Origin of the sequence: Desulfospira joergensenii DSM 10085 (assembly GCF_000420085.1) — a bacterium.
GTDB lineage: Bacteria > Desulfobacterota > Desulfobacteria > Desulfobacterales > Desulfobacteraceae > Desulfospira > Desulfospira joergensenii.
This window is the reverse complement of the sequence record NZ_ATUG01000001.1, coordinates 1,055,379-1,072,150: the sequence shown is the minus strand read 5'-3', so window position 1 is coordinate 1,072,150 and position 16,772 is coordinate 1,055,379. Positions and strand designations below refer to the sequence as shown.

Here is a 16,772-nt window from a genome sequence, read left to right as displayed (position 1 = left end):
AAAGAACAATATCATGTTGAAAACAAAAATTCGAATCAGGCTCAAGGCATACGATCACAAGCTGCTTGATCAGTCTTCAGTAGATATTGTTGATACGGCAAGGAAAACCGGCGCCAGAATCGTGGGGCCGGTTCCCCTTCCCACCCGTATCAATAAATTTACCGTGCTGCGGTCTCCCCATGTGAATAAAAAATCAAGGGAACAGTTCGAGATCCGGACCCATAAGAGAATGATGGACATTCTGGAGCCGACTCAGCAGACGGTTGATGCACTGATGAAGCTGGATCTTTCACCGGGCGTTGATGTGGAAATAAAATTATAGGTTGCGACAGGAACAGATTATGAGTGCAATACTTGGAAAAAAAATCGGGATGACCAACGTGTTTTCCCCGGACGGAAGACTCGTTCCTGTTACCGTTGTGCAGGTAGGGCCCTGTGTGGTCACCCAGGTGAAAACCATGGAAACCGACGGATATACAGCTCTCCAGCTCGGGTTTGACGAACGCCCGATGGAAAAACTGAACAAGCCCATTGCAGGCCATCTGAAAAAGGCCGGTGACAAGGGGTTCAGGGTTTTAAGGGAGTTCCGGACAGAGAATGTTGAAGAGATCGAGCCCGGCGCCGAAGTCAATATCGACATGTTCACCGTGGGCGAAAAAGTCACCGTATCCGGGATCAGCAAGGGACGGGGTTTCCAGGGAACCATAAAACGGCACGGTTTTAGCCGGGGTCCAGAAACCCATGGTAACAGGAACCATAGAAAGCCTGGATCCATCGGGAACAGCGCCTGGCCGGCAAAGGTCATCAAGGGGAAAAAACTTCCCGGGCACATGGGAACCGATCGAAAAACAACCAAAAATTTGACCATTGTGGATATAAAACCCGAGGAAAACCTGATTCTTTTAAAGGGTGCCGTTCCAGGACCCAAGACGGGAATTCTTGAGGTATATAAGACCAAGGGTAAATAGAGTATCACAACTGCTTCGTTCCCAGGGAACGAAGATGCAAAATAGATTAAACGCGGCTATGGGTATTGCACCAGCGTTCGCAGTGATGCATAGCTGATCAAAATTAAGAGGAAGAATATGGCTGCTGTCGATGTATTAAACAGTGCAGGTGAAAAAGTATCTGAAGCACAACTGCCTGAAGAAATATTCAGCATACCGGTTAAGACAAGTGTTCTTCATGAAGTGGTTCGATCCCAACTCGTGTCCAAACGAGGTGGGACTGCTGCGTCTAAGACAAGGGGTATGGTTACAGGTAGTACGAAAAAACTGTTCAGGCAAAAGGGAACCGGTAATGCACGTGCCGGTAGTGTTAAATCTCCGTTGCGAAAAGGAGGCGGGGTCATCTTTGGGCCTTCTCCCAGGTCTTTTGCCTATAAGGTGCCCAAAAAGGTGCGCCGGCTGGCATTGAAAATGGCCCTGAGCAGCAAGTTCGAGGACAAGAACTTATTTGTCATTGACGACTTGAAGCTGGAGGAAATCAAGACAAAGGTTCTTGCCCAGATTCTCACGACCCTGGATCTGAACGATCTGCTGATCGTGTCCGACGCTGAAGATATGAACCTTGCACTGTCTTCAAGAAATATTCCGGACGTAAAAGTGATCAAAACCGCAGGCCTGAATGTCTACGATATTTTGAAGTTCAAAAACCTTCTGCTGGTCGAATCGACCATTAAGAGTATCGAGGGGAGGTTAAGTTAAATGAGAGAGTACGATATCATCAGGGGACCTGTTGTTACAGAAAAAACAACCCTTCAAAAAGAATTAAACAACCAGGTGACCTTTAAGGTGGACAAACGGGCCAACCGGGTTGAGATTAAGGATGCTGTTGAAAAGGCTTTCAACGCCAAAGTCAAAGAGGTCAGAACTGTCCAGGTCAAGGGCAAGGTCAAACAGCGCGGTAGAATTGTCGGCAAAAGAAATGACTGGAAAAAAGCCATTGTCACACTGATGCCGGGACAACGAATCGATTTTTTTGAAGGTGTTTAAAGAGGTATATATATGTCAACGATAATCAAGGCTAAACCGACATCTCCCGGAAGACGAGCTCAGGAATACCTTTCTTTTGAAGAAATTACCAAGACCAAGCCTGAACGGCGCCTTACCAAGAAATTGAATAAAAAGGCCGGCCGGAATTCCTACGGAAGAATAACCAGCATGCACCGGGGTGGCGGAGCAAAGAAGAAATACCGGATCATTGATTTTAAACGGGATAAGGACGGGATTCCTGCCAAGGTCTCCGCCATTGAATACGATCCCAACAGAAGCGCCAGGATCGCCCTCCTGGTATATGCCGATGGTGAAAAAAGATATATTTTGGCTCCATTGGACGTGAAGGTGGGTGACATCCTTGAAACCGGTCCGGATGCAGATATCAAGCCGGGCAATTGCATGCCCCTTGAGAACATTCCCACGGGTACCCGAATTCATAACATCGAACTGAAGCAGAACAAGGGCGGCCAGATCGTCAGAAGCGCAGGCGCCTATGCCCGGCTCATGGCCAAGGAGGGCAACTATGCCCAGATCCTTCTGCCTTCCGGGGAGGTGCGTATGATTCATTTGAAGTGCAAGGCTACCGTGGGCAGGGTCGGGAATGAGAAGCACGGTGATGTCAGTATCGGAAAGGCCGGCCGGACAAGATGGATGGGTAGAAGGCCCTCTGTCCGTGGTGTTGCCATGAACCCGGTAGACCATCCCATGGGTGGTGGAGAAGGTCGTTCGTCAGGCGGGCGCCAGCCCTGTACCCCCTGGGGGGTTCCCACCAAGGGGAAGAGAACCCGGAAAAATGCCAGGACAGATCAGTATATCGTAAAAAGAAGAGCTAAGAGAAGGTAATAGGTGACTAAATCATGCCAAGATCATTAAAAAAGGGACCATATATCGCGCCCGAGCTTTTGAAAAAAGTTTTAGCGGCAAGTCAGTCCAGCAGCAACAAGGTTATCAAGACCTGGTCAAGAAGATCGACCATCTTTCCTGAAATGGTGGGAATCACCCTTGCCGTTCATAACGGTAAAAAGTTCATTCCCGTTTTTGTAACGGAAAACATGGTCGGTCATAAGCTTGGTGAATTTTCACCCACAAGAACCTTTTGGGGTCATGCCGGGGATAAAAGGGCCAAACGCTAATCTCATAGGCAAAAGGAAATTTTGATATGGAAGTTAAAGCAACTACAAGATATGCAAGGATTTCTCCTTTCAAGCTCAGGCTGCCCATCAGCGAAGTAAAGGGGAAAAATGCGGAACAGGCTCTGGCGCTGCTGAAGTTCATGCCCCTCAAAGCTGCCGGGATAATTCATAAAGCCCTCCAGTCAGCAGTTGCCAATGCCGAGCACAATAACGAGCTGGATGTGGACAAGCTGATTGTGAAAAACATCATCGTCGATCATGGCCCGTCCATGAAGCGGTTCCGGCCAAGGGCAAGGGGCAGGGCAACCAGGATAATAAAACGAACCAGTCATTTAACAGTAATAGTCGAGCAAGTCGACTAAATAGGAGGAGCTAGCTTGGGCCAGAAAGTACATCCTACTGGATTAAGATTAGGCATCATCAGGACATGGGACTCCAGATGGTATGCAGACAAAGACTATGCCGGTTTTGTTGAAGAAGATTTTAAAGTCCGGAAGTTTTTGAAAAAGAAACTCTACCATGCAGGCATTTCAAAGATTGAGATCGAACGGTTTTCAAAGCAGATCCGTCTCAGGGTTTTTGCTGCCAGACCCGGGATCATTATCGGGAAAAAAGGGTCGGAAATTGCTCTGCTGAAAAAAGAACTGGAAAAACTGCTTAACCCTGATGTCCTCATCGACATTAAAGAGGTCAGACGTCCGGAAATTGACGCGCAGTTGGTTGCTGAGAATATTGCCCAGCAGCTGGAAAGAAGAATCGCCTTTAGACGGGCCATGAAAAGAAGCGTCTCGTCTGCCATGAGGTTCGGGGCCAAGGGGATTAAGATTATCTGCTCCGGTCGTCTGGGCGGCGCTGAAATGGCCAGAACCGAGTGGTATAAAGAGGGAAGGATCCCTCTGCATACCCTGAGGGCGGATGTGGACTACGGCTTTATCGAAGCGAAAACAACATACGGAACCATCGGCATTAAGACCTTTATTTTCAAAGGTGAGGTATTAAGCCCGGGTGAACAGGCCCTGGCGTCAAAATAAGGTCGTCAAAGTAGAGGCAATGAGGAGAAAAGCAAATGCTTAGTCCAAAAAATGTAAAATTCCGCAAGCAGTTCCGGGGAAGAACCAAAGGAACTCCGACCAGGGGCAACACCCTGAGTTTCGGTGATTTTGGGCTCCAGGCGGTTGAATGCGGTTATATAAATGCAAGACAGATTGAAGCAGCAAGGGTCGCGCTGACCAGACACGCAAAAAGGGCAGGAAAAAGCTGGATCCGTTTTTTTCCGGACAAGCCCGTCACCAAAAAACCCGCGGAAGTCAGGATGGGTAAAGGTAAAGGTGCAACCGATGCCTGGGTAGCCCGGGTTAAACCTGGGAAAATTCTTTACGAGATGGAAGGAATCCCAAGGGAAGTAGCCAAAGAGGCGCTTCGACTTGCCGCGAGAAAACTTTCCGTGAAAACCCGTTTTGTGGAAAGGAGTTAAGTCATGTTAAAGGCAAGCGAAATCAGGGAAATGGGTGAAGACCAGGTCAAGGAAAAACTGGTTGAACTGAAAAAAGAACTTTTTAATCTTCGTTTCCAGAATGATGTTGGACAGCTTGAGAATACTTCAACACTTTCAAATGTCAGAAAAGATATTGCCAGGCTCTATACAATATCCCGAGAAAAGGATTTTAACATTAGCTAAGAGTTATAGATATGGAAACTATTAGAAAAAAGAAAAGAGAGCTGATCGGACTGATCGTATCCGATAAAATGGATAAATCAGTGGTAGTCCGGGTTGAAAGATTTGTGCAGCACAAGGTGTATAAGAAATTTATCAAACGGTACAAAAAATACCACGCCCATGATGCCACCAACGAGTGTCGGCTCGGTGATGAGGTTAAAATCATCGAAACCAGACCCTTGAGCAAGCTGAAACGGTTCAGAGTGGCACAAATCCTTAAAAAGGCCGTTTAATTAAAGGAGTTACAAATGATTCAGAGCGAAACGAGACTGACGGTCGCAGACAACTCCGGGGCAAAGGAACTTTATTGTATCAAGGTTTTGGGCGGTTCCAAAAGAAGATACGCAGGTATCGGCGATATCATTATTACATCCGTAAAGGAAGCCATTCCCAATTCCAAGGTCAGCAAAGGAGATATTGTGCCTGCTGTCATCGTCCGGACCAAAAAAGAGATTTCCAGACCGGATGGATCGTCCATCAGATTTGATGACAACTCAGCCGTGGTTTTGACCAAAAACAATGAACCTGTGGGGACCCGTATTTTCGGTCCGGTGGCCAGGGAGTTAAGGGCGAAAAGATTCATGAAAATAATCTCTCTGGCCCCTGACGTATTATAACAGCCGGGGTATTGGAGAAAATTCAAATGCAAGCTTTAAAATTGAAAATCAAAAAAGATGACAAGGTAAAGGTACTCACCGGTAAGGATAAAGGTAAGATCGGTAAGGTATTAAAGGTCGTTAAAAAGACCAACCGGGTCGTTGTGGAAAATATTAACGTTGTCAAGGTTCATCAGAGACCCACCCAGGCAAATCCCCAGGGCGGAATCGTTGAAAAATCAATGCCCATTGATATTTCCAATCTGATGATCATGTGCAACTCCTGTGTAAAGCCGACCCGGGTCGGCATGAAACAGCTGGAAGGCGGAAAGCGAGTCAGAGTCTGTAAAAAATGCAACGAGCAGATTGATTCCTAAGGATCTTCAGGCGGAGAAAATAGATGACCACTCTTAAAGAAAAATACAATAACGAAGTTGTCCCCAAGCTTAAGGAAACCTATAACTATGCCAATGAGTTTCAGGTGCCCAAGTTTGAAAAGATCGTATTGAACATGGGATTGGGTGAAGCGGTCAGGAATCCGAAAATAATCGAATCAGCCGCTCAGGAGCTGGCGCTTATCGCCGGACAGAAACCCGTTGTTACAAGAGCCAAAAAACCCATTGCAAATTTTAAACTGCGCGAGGACCTTCCCATAGGATGCAAGGTTACCCTGCGCCGTGAAAAGATGTATGAGTTTTTTGAACGGCTTGTAAACATTGCCCTGCCTCGTGTCAGGGACTTCAGAGGTGTTTCCGGGAAGGGCTTTGACGGCCGTGGCAATTACTCCATGGGCATTACAGAGCATATTATTTTTCCTGAAATCGATTATGACAAGACCGACAGTATCAAAGGTCTGAATATCACGGTTGTGACCACAGCCAAAACGGATGAAGAAGGTAAAACTTTCCTGAAACACATGGGAATGCCCTTCAAAAACTAAGGATCTTAAGGAGGAAAGCTTGGCTAGAAAAGCTTTAATCGCGAAGGCCAATAGAAAACCTAAGTTTTCTGTACGTTCGTACAACAGGTGCCCTTTATGCGGTAGACCAAGAGGATTTATACGAAAGGCTGGTATTTGCAGAATCTGTTTCCGGACCCTTGCTTCCGAAGGCAAGCTTCCCGGCGTTACCAAATCTAGTTGGTAATCCAAGACACTTGAGCAATAATTTAATATCAGCGGAGTTTAAGGAGAATTAAAATGGCAGCTAGTGATCCAATTGCAGACATGCTGACAATCATAAGAAATGGTGGGAAAGCAGGGTTTGCCAAAGTGGATATCCCCGGATCAAAGATCAAGTTGGAAATGGTGCGGGTGCTTAAAGAACAAGGGTATATCAAGGATTATAAATTCCTTGAAGATGAAACCCAGGGTCTGATTCGCGTTTATATAAAATATGTCAAACACGGCCAGCCCACGATCTTCGGTATCAAGAGGGTAAGCAAACCCTCATGCCGGGTGTACAGCAAATCCAAACAGATTAAGCCGGTACTGAACGGTCTGGGGATTTCCATCGTATCCACCTCAAAGGGGCTTATGACGGATAAACAGGCCAGGGAAGCGAACGTCGGCGGTGAAATTCTTTGTAACGTATGGTAGGACAGGAGTAAAATATGTCAAGAATAGGAAAAAAGCCGGTTCAGCTTCCAGATAAGGTCCAGGTGACGATTGACGGGGACATGATCAAGGTCAAAGGACCCAAGGGCAATCTTGAACGAAAGCTTCACCCAGCCGTCGAGCTTGAGATTACCGACGATATGCTGGAAGTGAAAACCGACTTATCAAACAAGAAAAAAGTAGCACTCCAGGGATTGTTCAGATCCTTGATCGCAAACATGGTAACCGGAGTAACAGACGGCTATGAAAAACAACTGCTCCTTTCAGGAATCGGATACCGGGCAGAGACCAAGGGCAACACCCTGGTCTTGAACGTGGGATATTCCAACCCGGTTGATTTTTCCCTTCCCGAAGGAATTAAGGCTTCGGTTGATGCCAATACCAAGATCATCCTCAGCGGAATTGACAAGGAAGTCCTTGGACAGGCAGCAGCAAATATCAGAGATATCAGGCCTCCCGAGCCCTATAAGGGCAAAGGCATCATGTATGCGGATGAAAGAATCATTAGAAAAGCAGGTAAGACTGCTGGTAAAGACTAGAACGGGAGTGTAAGGATCATGGGAAATACATCACCAAGATTTGTATCCAGGCTTAAGAGAAAAAAAAGAATCAGAAAAAATATATTTGGCAGTCAGGACCGGCCAAGACTGAGTGTGTTCAGAAGTTCAAACCACATCTACGCCCAGATCATCGATGACACCAAAGGCCAGACCCTGGTTTCCGCCTCTACCCTTGACGGGGAATACAAGGAAAACCCGGTGGAGGGCAAAAAAAGAGAAATTGCCAAGGCAGTTGGCCAGCTTGTGGGCAAACGGGCGGTTGAAAAAGGAATTACAAAGGTGGTTCTGGACAGGAATGGCTTTTTATATCATGGTCGCGTTAAAGCGCTTTCAGACGGAGCCCGCGAGGCCGGTCTGAAATTCTAATTAAGGAGGAACACCCTTGGCAAGACAGCAGACAAGACAACAGATGGAAGATAGTGGTTTAATCGATAAAGTCGTCAGGATCAACCGGGTCGCAAAGGTGGTCAAAGGCGGCAGGAATTTCAGTTTTTCAGCCCTTGTCGTTGTAGGGGATGGAGAAGGCAGTGTGGGGTACGGCCTGGGAAAAGCCACTGAGGTGCCTGAAGCCATTCGAAAAGGCATGGAAAAGGCAAAACGGAACATGGTTAAAGTAGCCCTCCTTAACGGAACGGTCCCCTTTGAGGTTGTGGGCAGGGCCGGCGCCGGACAGGTGCTGCTGAAACCCGCCTCTCCGGGTACCGGACTGATTGCGGGCGGAGGCATCCGCGCGGTCCTCGAGGCTGCCGGAGTCACCGATATCCTGACAAAGTGCATCGGCACCCATAACACCCAGAACATCGTCAGGGCGACAATGGCCGGACTTACCTCCCTGTGCACCAGGGAAGAAGTGGCCAAACGCCGGGGCCTGAGACCTGAAGACATATAAAGAGGCTTACAATGGCAGATACTTTGAAAATCACACAGATAAAAAGCACCATCGGCCGTCCGGCCAAACATGGACGGATTGTCAGATCCCTGGGGATTAAACGGATGCATCATACCGTTGAACATAAGAAGGATCCCGTGATCCTGGGACAGATAAAAAAGATTTCACACCTGTTGAAAGTAGAGGAGGTCTAATGCAGCTTCACGATTTGGCACCTGCTCCCGGCAGCAGAAAAAATAGAAAAAGAGTAGGACGGGGTCCGGGATCAGGCATGGGGAAAACCTCCACCCGGGGCCATAAAGGATTGAAAGCAAGATCGGGCGGAAACGTCAGACCCGGTTTCGAAGGCGGTCAGATGCCCATTTACAGACGGCTGCCCAAAAGGGGATTCACCAATATCTTTAAAACCAACAATGCTGTATTGAACATCCAGGATCTTGACCGGTTTGATGACGGAACCGAGATTGATCTGGAAATGCTCAGACAGGCCGGCCTGGTAAAGGGAAAGGTTGACGGGGTTAAGATCCTCGGCAACGGTGAAACCAGTAAAAAACTTACCCTGAAAAATGTTCTGGTTTCCAAGACAGCCAGGGAAAAGATAGAAGCCGCCGGCGGAAGCGTCCAGGTCAAGGAAGATGTACAAAGCTTGGAAGAGACCAAAGATCCGGCAGACTCAACCCAAGAATAGAACAGACGGATACGGGAGGATCAAACCCAACCGGGTCCGAGTGATCTAAGGATATAATCAATGATAGAAAACAGTTACCAGAATTTGTTCAAGCTACCCGAGCTTAAACGGAAGATCATCGTCACCCTTGCCCTTTTATTTGTCTACCGTATCGGTATACATGTGCCTACACCGGGGATCAACGGGGCGGCCCTGGCTTCCTTTTTCGACTCTGCATCGGGAACTCTGTTTTCCATGTTTAATATGTTCTCGGGCGGGGCCCTGCAAAGACTTTCCATCTTTGCACTGGGGATCATGCCCTATATCTCCGCCTCCATTATTCTGGAGCTGATGACGGTGGTGGTCCCCCATCTTGAGCAGTTGAAAAAAGAAGGGGATGCCGGGCGAAAGAAAAAGACCCAGTACACCCGGTACGGTACGGTTGTCCTCAGCATCATCCAGGGGCTGGGCATTTCCGTGGGACTTGAAGCCATGACCTCTCCGGCCGGGGTTCCCATTGTGCCCTATACGGGCTGGGGGTTCAGACTGGTTACCATCATCACCCTGACGGCGGGAACCTCATTTATCATGTGGCTGGGTGAGCAGATCACGGAAAGGGGAATCGGAAACGGGATCTCCCTGATCATCTTTGCCGGTATCGTGGCCAATATGCCTTCGGCTGTGGGCAACACTGTCCGGCTCATGAGCACGGGGGAGATGGGGCTTTTTGCCATCCTGATTCTCCTGGTTCTCATGGTTGGGGTGGTGGCCTGCATCGTCTATATGGAACAGGCCCAGAGGAGAATACCCGTCCATTACGCCAAACGGGTGGTGGGCCGGAAAATGTACGGCGGACAGACCTCGCATCTGCCCTTAAAGATCAATACAGCCGGGGTTATCCCGCCGATATTTGCATCTTCCATCATCATGTTTCCCACAACCCTGGCCCAGTTTATCAACCTGCCGGTGATGCAGTCCATTGCCGCCATGTTCAGTCCGGGCACGGTCTGGTACTACCTGCTGTACGTGGGTTTTATCATCTTCTTCTGTTTCTTCTACACGGCGGTGCAGTTTAATCCCGACGACGTGGCGGACAACATGAAGAAAAACGGAGGGTATATCCCGGGGATCCGACCGGGGAAAAGAACATCAGAGTATATTGATAAGGTGCTGACAAGAATTACCCTGGGAGGAGCGCTTTATGTTTCTGCCGTCTGCGTGCTGCCTACCATGCTCATGAACAAGTTCAACGTGCCCTTTTATTTCGGCGGTACGGCATTGCTCATCGTCGTGGGGGTGTCCATTGATACCATATCCCAGATTGAGTCCCATCTGATCACGGGCAATTATGACGGATTCCTGGGCAGGGGCGGAGCCAAGCGAATTAAAGGCAGATCCTAGGTATAACATTCCAAATTCTAAAGGAGAGCAATTCGATTATGGCAAAAGAAGAACCCATCAAAGTTGACGGGAAAGTACTTGAAACCCTGCCCAATGCCATGTTCAGAGTCGAGCTGGAAAACGGACACGTACTTCTGGCTCACATTTCCGGGAAAATGAGGATGCATTTTATTAAAATTCTGCCCGGAGACAGGGTGACCGTCGAAATTTCACCCTATGATCTAAGCCGGGGCAGGATCACATACCGATATAAATAGAAGATTTAATTCAAGCTTAGGAGTAGCAATAGATGAAAGTTAGAGCATCTGTTAAAAAAATATGCAGAGATTGCAAAGTAATTAAAAGACGTGGTGTCATCAGAGTTATTTGTATTAATAAACGCCATAAACAGAGGCAGGGATAGGGGGAAGAAGATTGGCACGTATCGCAGGAGTAGATCTACCAAGAGATAAGCATGCATGGATCGCCTTGACCTATATCTATGGTATAGGGCGCAGCAGATCACAACACATTCTCGACAAAACCGGAATCGACCCGACCACAAAGGCGAATGATCTGACAGAAGAGCAGGTGAACGACATCAGAAAGGTGATTGATGCCGAATACAAGGTTGAGGGTGAACTCAGATCAGAAGTATCCATGAATATTAAACGTTTGATGGATCTCGGCTGTTACAGGGGGCTTCGCCACAGAAAAGGCCTTCCTTGCCACGGTCAGAGGACCAGTACCAATGCCAGGACCCGAAAAGGTCCCAAGAGAACTGCAGTCAAAAAGAAAAAATAGGACAAACTAAAAAGGTTTTAATATTATGGCGAAAAAAGCTAAAAAGACCATATCCAAAAAACGGGTCAGAAAGAATATTTCCACGGGCATTGTCCATATTCAATCCACGTTTAATAATACCATTGTCACCATTGCCGATGAAAACGGAAATACCATCTCATGGTCCAGCGCCGGAATGCAGGGATTCAAGGGCTCCAGAAAGAGCACTCCCTTTGCCGCCAAACTGGTTGCAGAGGATGCCGGGACAAAGGCAATGGAGCATGGTATGAAGAATGTAGGCGTTTATGTTAAAGGACCTGGGCCCGGCCGGGAGTCTGCCCTACGGGCGCTCCACGCCCTTGGACTCAATATTTCCATGATTAAGGATGTTACCCCGGTTCCCCACAATGGATGCCGTCCGCCCAAAAGAAGAAGAGTATAAGTTCATCGGATTGATAAAGGAGAAAAACGTTGTCACGATATAGAGGATCAGTTTGCCGTCAGTGCAGGCGAGAAAATATGAAGCTTTTTCTGAAAGGCGACCGGTGTTTTTCAGATAAATGCAGTTTTGACAGAAGAGGCTATCCCCCTGGAGAGCATGGTCAGAAACGAGGAAAACAATCAGACTACGGGATCCAGCTCAGAGAAAAGCAGAAAGTTCGCCGGATTTACGGGATTTCTGAAAAACAATTCAGGATTTCCTTTAAAAGGGCAGACCGGCAAAAGGGAATTACCGGTACAAATCTGCTCAGTATTTTAGAGACCCGACTGGACAACGCGGTTTTCAGAATGGGATTTGTAAATTCCAGAAACCAGGGACGACATTTTGTTCGTCATAATCATTTTGTCGTTAACGGCAAAAAAGTGAACATTCCCTCCTACCAGGTTAAAAAAGGGGATGTGGTTGAACTTCGTGAAAAGAGCAGGAAGATTCAAGCCATCTCCGAATCCCTGGATGCAATTGTCAGGAGAGGCATTCCCCAGTGGCTTGAAATTGATAAGGACAAGTTCAAAGGCCAGGTGGTTGGAACTCCGGTACGCGAGGATATTACCCTGCCCATCCAGGAACAATTGATCGTAGAGCTGTATTCAAAATAGTAAGATCTAATTTGTCTATGGCTGATCCAAATATTTATTCAGGAGATTTAAATGTCATCTGAAAAACTTGCATATTTAAACTGGCGAGAGATGATCAAGCCGGAAAAGCTTGAAGTTACCACGACGTCTACCTATGGTGAATTTGTCTGTGAACCCCTTGAAAGGGGATACGGCATCACCATCGGCAACTCATTGAGGAGGATTATTCTCTCATCCATATACGGTGCTGCCATCGTATCTGTGAAATTTGAAGATGCCCTTCATGAGTACAGTGTCATATCTGATGTCAGGGAAGATGTCTCCGAGATCATTCTTAATCTGAAAGAGTTGAAACTCAGGGTTGAAAATGCCGATGACAAGATCCTGACCCTGAACGTCAAGGGTGAAACCGAAGTCACCGGGGCGGACATTGTCAGCCCGGACGGCAAGGTGGAAGTTCTGAATCCGGAACAGCATATCGCCACCCTGTCCAAAAACGGGGCATTAAACATGGTGATGGTGGTGAAAACCGGCAAAGGATACGCCCTGGCTTCCTCCAATAAGGACGATGACGCGCCCATCGGCACCATTCCCATTGATTCGGTCTTTTCTCCCATCAAACGGGTGAAATACGTTGTGGGAACTTCCAGAATCGGTCAGAAAACCGACTATGATAAACTGACCCTGGAAGTCTGGACCGACGGAAGCGTGAAACCCGAGGATTCCGTGGCCTACGGAGCCAAAATCTTAAAAGAGCAGATGAATCCGTTCATCAACTTTGATGAGGAAATGGAGCCGGACCATCTTGAGGAAGGTTCAGAGGATGCTGACAGGGGATTCAACGAGAACATATACCGGTCGGTTGATGAATTGGAGCTGTCGGTAAGAAGTTCCAATTGTCTTAAAAACGCCAGAATTCATACCATTTATCAACTGGTTCAAAAAACAGACAGTGAAATGCTGAAAACCAAAAATTTCGGCAGAAAGTCATTGAATGAGATCAAGGAAGTCCTCTCTTCCATGGATCTTTCACTGGGGATGGATCTGGAAGGATTTGAACCGCCGGAAGAAGAGATTATTGAGGAAGGAGAGTAAATTCCATGAAACATAGAAAATCCGTAATAAAACTGAACAGAACATCCAGTCATCGAAAGGCTATGTTCAGAAACATGGTAACGTCTCTGTTCAAGCACAGCAGCATTAAAACCACGGAAGCCAAGGCAAAGGGCTTAAGAAAGATTGCAGACAAGATGATTACCCTGGCCAAGCGGGGAGACCTGCATGCCAGAAGGCAGGCTTTGTCCTTTATCCGGGAAAAAGAAGTGGTGCATACTCTTTTTAATGAAGTGTCAGAGAAGTATGACTCCAGGCAGGGCGGATATACAAGAATTACCAAACTGGGCCCCAGAAAAGGGGATGTAGCCCCCATGGTTCAAATTGAATTGATATCCGACTAGATCTTTTTGTTCAAGAAGATAAGATCCCCTGCAGGAGAGGTTTTCTGCAGGGGATTTTTATATTTGGGCCTTGTCTTCGGATCCGATATCGTCCAGAATTTTTCTGATCTGAAAAAGCAGTTCATTGTTCTCAATGGGTTTGAGGAGAAATTTATCGATGCCCATGTCAAGGGCCTTGGCCTCTGAGATGCTCTCATTGTAGCCCGTACAGAGAATGATGGGGATATCCTTTCTGATCCGGTTCAGTTCCCTGGCTAGATCATCTCCGGTCATTCTGGGCATGGTCATGTCCGTGATGACCAGATCAAAGAGTTCAGGTGATTTTTCAAAGGCAGCCAGGGCCTCCTCTCCGTTAGTAAAGGTAAAGACCCGGTAACCGAAATCTTCAAGAAGTTCCCGACTCAACTGCCGGATCGCCTCTTCATCATCCACCACCATGACGGTTTCCGTCCCGTTTTCGGGTAAAGGGTTTTTCCGGGGCAGGCTGGGGCGTTCTTCGGCCTGGACCGTGGGGAGAAAAATTATGAAGCAGGATCCCTTTCCCGGAACGCTTTCCGCATGGATCAGGCCTTCATGCTCTTCCACAATTGCCTGGACCAGGGTCAGACCGAAACCGGTACCCTTGCCGACCTCCTTGGTCGTAAAATAGGGGTCAAAGGCTTTTTCCAGGGTGGCCTTGTCCATGCCGTGGCCGGTGTCTTTGATTGACATTTCCAGATAGTCCCCGGGAAAAAGGGTTTTCACACCGATGGATACGGGCTGGCTTATCTTTTTCTCCTGCAAGGCCACGGACAAAATTCCTCCGGTATCCACCATTGACTGGTAGGCATTGGTACACAGGTTCATGATGACCTGGTGCATCTTGGTGGCGTCGGCCAGGACCATGGCCTTGGATGAAATATCCACCTCAATGTCAATGGTGGTGGGAATGGAGGACCGGAGCAGTTTTAAGGCCTCCTTCAGGATGAGATGAATTTTAAGGGGCTGTTTCTTGAAATCGGTCTGTCGGCTGAAGGTCAGGATCTGCTGGACCAGGGATGCGGCTCTCTGGGCTCCGTTTACGATCTGGGCGATATGCTTTTTTGCCGCTTCCGGGTTGGAGAGATTCATTTCTGCCAGTTGGGAATAGCCGAAAATGCTGGAAAGAATATTGTTGAAATCGTGGGCGATCCCGCCGGCCAGGGTTCCGATGGCTTCCATCTTCTGTGCCTTTTCCAGCTGGACAGCCATCTGCCTTCTCTCCTGCTCGGTCAGTTTCAGGGCGCTGATGTCCCGGCCTTCCAGGATCATGAATTCAATCTGCCCCGAGTTATTAAACACGGGTTTAATGGAAATATCGCAATGGCTTTCTTCTCCTTCCCCCAGGGGCACGGAGATTTCCAGCCGGGCCAGGCTGCCTTCCATGGCCCTGTGGACGGCTTTTTTCATTTTTTCCCGGGCCTGGGCATGATCCGCCCACCACAGGGTTTCCCAGGCCGGTTTATACAGGACATCGGTATTTTCGGTCCCCGCAAAATCAAGGGCACTTTGGTTGATCTCCTCCAGGATGCCGTTGGGAGAGAGGATTCCGGTGTACTGGAAAGACTGGTTGAACAGGCCCCTGAGTTTCAGGTCATTCTCCACCAGGGCTTCCTGGGCTTTCCTGGTTTTGTTGATCTCGTTGTTGAGCCGGTCATGGTAGGTCTGCAGTCTGTCCATGAACCGGTCAAAGTGGGTGGATAATTTGCCCAGTTCATCCGGGGCATCATAGTTCATGCGGACGGAAAAGTCTCCCTGGGAATCGCCTTCGAGTTTTTTGATCAAGGTTTCCAGGGGCCGGGTTACCGATCGGCTGACAGAATAGGTCAGAAAGATACTGATCCCCAGCACCAGGGCCACAGCGGCAAAAAACTGGATGGTAAACGTGTTCAGGGGGGAGTAGATCTCTTCTATGTAGCTGGAGGAGCAGATGATCCACTGATACTCGGGCAGATGCTTGAAAAAGACGATTTTCTCCCGGGGGGAGCTTTCTCCCGGGTTTTGCCATGTATATTTCAGCTTTCCGTTTTTCTGGGAAATGATCTTTTGAACAAACTCATAGGGCTGCCCGCCGTAAGCCAGCAGATCGGTGCCCTGGATCTGGGGAACGGGATGGATCAGGGCGTTTCCCTCCTCGTCCAGGAAATAGGAATATCCGGATGCGCCGGTTTTAAAGGAAAGGACGATATCCCTGAAATCTTCAATGTCCACCAGGTGTTTAAAATCTTCTTTGTAGGCGGAAACCGAGATAATCCAGTCCAGAGGCTTGTAATAGATCATATAAAGAACCTTAGGCCGTTCATCGCTTTCATCCGGGTTTTTCCATTCATATTCAATATATCCGTCCTTGATTTCAATTTGTCTTTTTACAAATTCATAATCTGAGACATTGGTGCCTTTGACCTTATCATTGGGGTGGATGATGACATCCCCTTTGGAGTTAAGACAATAGATATAGCCGCTGATGCCGATGTGCTGGTTTAAAAATATCTCCTCAATGGTTTGCACGGCCTCCTCCAGGGTCATCAGTCCGGAGCGGTGTTTGCTGTAATAGTACTCGGCAATGGAAAAATTTTTTTCCGCTATGGCTGACAAGCGGTTTTTAATGGAGGTGTGTGCCGTGGTTTTTATGATGCTGTAAAGGGAAGAAATGGTGGCATTGAGTTCGTTTTCTATGTTGGCTTGAAGAAATTGTTTGATCTGGTAAAAACCAATGGATCCCGCCAGGACAATGATTGGGACAAACACGATCAAAAAGGAGATGATAAGTTTGTTTCTGAATTTGAATTTTTTAAGTATCATATATGCGGTTACGATTACAGCCCGGGGTCATTTCCAGTCCGTCATCCTGGCTTCACAGGAAGACCCGTCCTTTGAGAATAC

Annotated in this window: 30 protein-coding genes; 29 read left to right on the top strand and 1 reads right to left on the bottom strand. The window is 47.8% G+C overall.

All coding sequences use genetic code 11. The features are described 5' to 3' along the window. The first annotated feature begins 13 nt into the window (after nucleotides 1-13). From rpsJ to rplQ, 29 genes are all read left to right on the top strand, one after another. Entirely contained in the window at nucleotides 14-322 is a 309-nt protein-coding gene (rpsJ, locus tag F608_RS0105440; RefSeq protein WP_004073804.1) for a 30S ribosomal protein S10, read from the top strand. A 19-nt stretch (nucleotides 323-341) separates the two neighbouring features. Beyond that, nucleotides 342-968, top strand: coding sequence for a 50S ribosomal protein L3 (rplC, locus tag F608_RS0105435; RefSeq protein WP_022664606.1), 627 nt, complete (start codon nucleotides 342-344; stop codon nucleotides 966-968). A gap of 117 nt (nucleotides 969-1,085) precedes the next feature. Next, nucleotides 1,086-1,706, top strand: a complete 621-nt coding sequence (rplD, locus tag F608_RS0105430) for a 50S ribosomal protein L4 (RefSeq protein WP_022664605.1) — start codon at nucleotides 1,086-1,088, stop codon at nucleotides 1,704-1,706. Further along, nucleotides 1,707-1,994 carry a 50S ribosomal protein L23 gene (gene rplW, locus F608_RS0105425; RefSeq protein ID WP_022664604.1) on the top strand — a complete coding sequence of 96 codons (288 nt, stop codon included), beginning with the start codon at nucleotides 1,707-1,709 and terminating at the stop codon, nucleotides 1,992-1,994. Nucleotides 1,995-2,006: 12 nt separating this feature from the next. After that, nucleotides 2,007-2,840: a 50S ribosomal protein L2 gene (gene rplB / locus F608_RS0105420; protein ID WP_022664603.1), complete on the top strand. Its 834-nt coding sequence runs from the start codon at nucleotides 2,007-2,009 to the stop codon at nucleotides 2,838-2,840. Between the two features lie 14 nt (nucleotides 2,841-2,854). Beyond that, nucleotides 2,855-3,130, top strand: a complete 276-nt coding sequence (gene rpsS / locus F608_RS0105415; protein ID WP_022664602.1) for a 30S ribosomal protein S19 — start codon at nucleotides 2,855-2,857, stop codon at nucleotides 3,128-3,130. 26 nt (nucleotides 3,131-3,156) lie between these two features. Continuing rightward, entirely contained in the window at nucleotides 3,157-3,492 is a 336-nt protein-coding gene (gene rplV / locus F608_RS0105410; protein ID WP_022664601.1) for a 50S ribosomal protein L22, read from the top strand. 15 nt (nucleotides 3,493-3,507) lie between these two features. Continuing rightward, the gene (rpsC, locus tag F608_RS0105405) at nucleotides 3,508-4,161 is read left to right on the top strand and encodes a 30S ribosomal protein S3 (protein WP_022664600.1); all 654 of its coding nucleotides are present in this window, start codon (nucleotides 3,508-3,510) and stop codon (nucleotides 4,159-4,161) included. A gap of 35 nt (nucleotides 4,162-4,196) precedes the next feature. Then, the gene (gene rplP / locus F608_RS0105400) at nucleotides 4,197-4,604 is read left to right on the top strand and encodes a 50S ribosomal protein L16 (RefSeq protein WP_022664599.1); all 408 of its coding nucleotides are present in this window, start codon (nucleotides 4,197-4,199) and stop codon (nucleotides 4,602-4,604) included. A 3-nt stretch (nucleotides 4,605-4,607) separates the two neighbouring features. Beyond that, nucleotides 4,608-4,808: a 50S ribosomal protein L29 gene (gene rpmC / locus F608_RS0105395; protein ID WP_022664598.1), complete on the top strand. Its 201-nt coding sequence runs from the start codon at nucleotides 4,608-4,610 to the stop codon at nucleotides 4,806-4,808. Between the two features lie 11 nt (nucleotides 4,809-4,819). Beyond that, the gene (gene rpsQ, locus F608_RS0105390) at nucleotides 4,820-5,080 is read left to right on the top strand and encodes a 30S ribosomal protein S17 (RefSeq protein ID WP_022664597.1); all 261 of its coding nucleotides are present in this window, start codon (nucleotides 4,820-4,822) and stop codon (nucleotides 5,078-5,080) included. A 15-nt stretch (nucleotides 5,081-5,095) separates the two neighbouring features. Then, complete coding sequence (rplN, locus tag F608_RS0105385; RefSeq protein ID WP_022664596.1) at nucleotides 5,096-5,464, top strand: 50S ribosomal protein L14; 369 nt, start codon at nucleotides 5,096-5,098, stop codon at nucleotides 5,462-5,464. 26 nt (nucleotides 5,465-5,490) lie between these two features. Next, nucleotides 5,491-5,820: a 50S ribosomal protein L24 gene (rplX, locus tag F608_RS0105380; RefSeq protein WP_022664595.1), complete on the top strand. Its 330-nt coding sequence runs from the start codon at nucleotides 5,491-5,493 to the stop codon at nucleotides 5,818-5,820. 23 nt (nucleotides 5,821-5,843) lie between these two features. Next, entirely contained in the window at nucleotides 5,844-6,383 is a 540-nt protein-coding gene (gene rplE, locus F608_RS0105375; RefSeq protein WP_022664594.1) for a 50S ribosomal protein L5, read from the top strand. 19 nt (nucleotides 6,384-6,402) lie between these two features. Next, nucleotides 6,403-6,588, top strand: a complete 186-nt coding sequence (locus F608_RS35605; RefSeq protein WP_084680989.1) for a type Z 30S ribosomal protein S14 — start codon at nucleotides 6,403-6,405, stop codon at nucleotides 6,586-6,588. A 53-nt stretch (nucleotides 6,589-6,641) separates the two neighbouring features. Then, entirely contained in the window at nucleotides 6,642-7,040 is a 399-nt protein-coding gene (rpsH, locus tag F608_RS0105370) for a 30S ribosomal protein S8 (RefSeq protein ID WP_022664593.1), read from the top strand. 14 nt (nucleotides 7,041-7,054) lie between these two features. Then, nucleotides 7,055-7,597 carry a 50S ribosomal protein L6 gene (gene rplF / locus F608_RS0105365; RefSeq protein WP_022664592.1) on the top strand — a complete coding sequence of 181 codons (543 nt, stop codon included), beginning with the start codon at nucleotides 7,055-7,057 and terminating at the stop codon, nucleotides 7,595-7,597. An 18-nt stretch (nucleotides 7,598-7,615) separates the two neighbouring features. After that, a complete protein-coding gene (rplR, locus tag F608_RS0105360; protein ID WP_022664591.1) occupies nucleotides 7,616-7,984 on the top strand; it encodes a 50S ribosomal protein L18 in 369 nt (122 codons plus the stop codon). A gap of 16 nt (nucleotides 7,985-8,000) precedes the next feature. Next, nucleotides 8,001-8,507 (top strand): 30S ribosomal protein S5, encoded by a 507-nt coding sequence (gene rpsE / locus F608_RS0105355; RefSeq protein WP_022664590.1) that lies wholly within the window; start codon nucleotides 8,001-8,003, stop codon nucleotides 8,505-8,507. Nucleotides 8,508-8,518: 11 nt separating this feature from the next. Continuing rightward, complete coding sequence (rpmD, locus tag F608_RS0105350) at nucleotides 8,519-8,701, top strand: 50S ribosomal protein L30 (RefSeq protein ID WP_022664589.1); 183 nt, start codon at nucleotides 8,519-8,521, stop codon at nucleotides 8,699-8,701. Then, a complete protein-coding gene (rplO, locus tag F608_RS30800) occupies nucleotides 8,701-9,195 on the top strand; it encodes a 50S ribosomal protein L15 (RefSeq protein ID WP_022664588.1) in 495 nt (164 codons plus the stop codon). The genes rpmD and rplO overlap by 1 nt, the downstream gene beginning before the upstream one ends. A 60-nt stretch (nucleotides 9,196-9,255) precedes the next feature. Then, nucleotides 9,256-10,575, top strand: coding sequence for a preprotein translocase subunit SecY (gene secY, locus F608_RS0105340; RefSeq protein ID WP_022664587.1), 1,320 nt, complete (start codon nucleotides 9,256-9,258; stop codon nucleotides 10,573-10,575). 38 nt (nucleotides 10,576-10,613) lie between these two features. Then, the gene (gene infA / locus F608_RS0105335; protein ID WP_022664586.1) at nucleotides 10,614-10,832 is read left to right on the top strand and encodes a translation initiation factor IF-1; all 219 of its coding nucleotides are present in this window, start codon (nucleotides 10,614-10,616) and stop codon (nucleotides 10,830-10,832) included. Nucleotides 10,833-10,864: 32 nt separating this feature from the next. After that, nucleotides 10,865-10,978 carry a 50S ribosomal protein L36 gene (gene rpmJ / locus F608_RS35600; protein ID WP_041279618.1) on the top strand — a complete coding sequence of 38 codons (114 nt, stop codon included), beginning with the start codon at nucleotides 10,865-10,867 and terminating at the stop codon, nucleotides 10,976-10,978. A gap of 11 nt (nucleotides 10,979-10,989) precedes the next feature. Continuing rightward, entirely contained in the window at nucleotides 10,990-11,358 is a 369-nt protein-coding gene (gene rpsM, locus F608_RS0105330) for a 30S ribosomal protein S13 (protein ID WP_022664585.1), read from the top strand. Between the two features lie 25 nt (nucleotides 11,359-11,383). Further along, the gene (gene rpsK / locus F608_RS0105325; RefSeq protein ID WP_022664584.1) at nucleotides 11,384-11,779 is read left to right on the top strand and encodes a 30S ribosomal protein S11; all 396 of its coding nucleotides are present in this window, start codon (nucleotides 11,384-11,386) and stop codon (nucleotides 11,777-11,779) included. A gap of 29 nt (nucleotides 11,780-11,808) precedes the next feature. Beyond that, a complete protein-coding gene (gene rpsD / locus F608_RS0105320; RefSeq protein ID WP_027362504.1) occupies nucleotides 11,809-12,435 on the top strand; it encodes a 30S ribosomal protein S4 in 627 nt (208 codons plus the stop codon). 51 nt (nucleotides 12,436-12,486) lie between these two features. After that, nucleotides 12,487-13,509, top strand: coding sequence for a DNA-directed RNA polymerase subunit alpha (locus F608_RS0105315; protein WP_022664582.1), 1,023 nt, complete (start codon nucleotides 12,487-12,489; stop codon nucleotides 13,507-13,509). Nucleotides 13,510-13,514: 5 nt separating this feature from the next. After that, entirely contained in the window at nucleotides 13,515-13,871 is a 357-nt protein-coding gene (gene rplQ, locus F608_RS0105310; protein ID WP_022664581.1) for a 50S ribosomal protein L17, read from the top strand. Nucleotides 13,872-13,928: 57 nt separating this feature from the next. On the opposite strand, the gene F608_RS34410 is transcribed toward rplQ, so the two are convergent. Beyond that, complete coding sequence (locus F608_RS34410; protein ID WP_051148496.1) at nucleotides 13,929-16,691, bottom strand: cache domain-containing protein; 2,763 nt, start codon at nucleotides 16,689-16,691, stop codon at nucleotides 13,929-13,931. Nucleotides 16,692-16,772 lie beyond the last annotated feature (81 nt).